Source organism: Streptomyces carpinensis, assembly GCF_002154505.1.
GTDB lineage: Bacteria > Actinomycetota > Actinomycetes > Streptomycetales > Streptomycetaceae > Streptomyces > Streptomyces carpinensis.
The window spans coordinates 1-1015 of sequence record NZ_MUBM01000733.1; the positions used below are offsets into that span (position 1 = coordinate 1).

The following is a 1015-nucleotide window of genomic DNA, read 5'->3' on the forward strand; positions in this document are numbered from 1 at the left end:
CCCTTCAACCTCTCCCTCGCCGCCCTCGCCCAGCCCCTCCCCGGCCTCCACACCGCCTTCTACGAACAGCGCCCCCGCTTCCACTGGCACCCCGGCCAGCTCATCGACGGCGCCCGCATCCAGGTCCCCTTCCTCGCCGACCTCACCACCCTCGTCGACCCCACCAGCCAGTGGACCTTCCTCAACTACCTCAAGACCCGCGAACGGCTCTTCCCCTTCTACTTCGCCGAGCACCTCCACATCCGGCGCGCCGAGTACGACGCCTACTGCCGCTGGGTCAGCGACAACCTCCCCGCACTCCACTTCGGCCACCAGGTCGACGCCGTCCGCTGGAACCCCGAACACCGCCTGTTCGAAATCGACTTCGCCCAGCTCGACACCGACGGCGAAGCCGAAGCCCTCGGCCGCACCTACAGCAGGAACATCGTCCTCGGCATCGGCACCCGACCCCACGTCCCCGAGTCCCTCAGGCCCCTCGTCGACGCACCCGGCACCCCCGTCGTCCACGCCGCCGACTACCTCGACCACCGCGACCACCTGCTCACCGCCGCCCACATCACCGTCGTCGGCACCGGACAGTCAGGCGCCGAGATCTTCCTCGACCTGCTCCGCCACCGCCCCACCGGCCGCGAAGGACTGCACTGGATCGGCCGCACCGAGGCCTTCGCCCCCATGGAGTACTCCAAGCTCGGCCTCGAACACTTCACCCCCGACTACACCCGCTACTTCCACGCCCTGCCCGAACCCGTCCGCGACCGGCTCCTGCCCGACCAGTGGCAGCTCCACAAAGCCGTCGACGCCGACACCCTCGCCGCCATCCACGACGAGCTCTACCGCCGCACCCTCGACGGCGCCTGGCCCGACACCGTCCTCACCCCCGCGGTCCGCGTCCGCACCGCCGGCCGCGTCGCCGGCAGCAAGATCGAACTCCACCTCGAACACACCCAGCAGGCCACCCGCACCAGCCTCACCACCGACGCCGTCGTCCTCGCCACCGGCTACCGCCCCCGCCCCC

The 1015-nt window shown here is 70.7% G+C and carries 1 protein-coding gene; it reads left to right on the top strand.

The genetic code is table 11. The features are described 5' to 3' along the window. The coding region (locus BZY54_RS48405) for a lysine N(6)-hydroxylase/L-ornithine N(5)-oxygenase family protein (RefSeq protein WP_086731578.1) at nt 1–1015 on the top strand (1015 nt) is incomplete at both ends.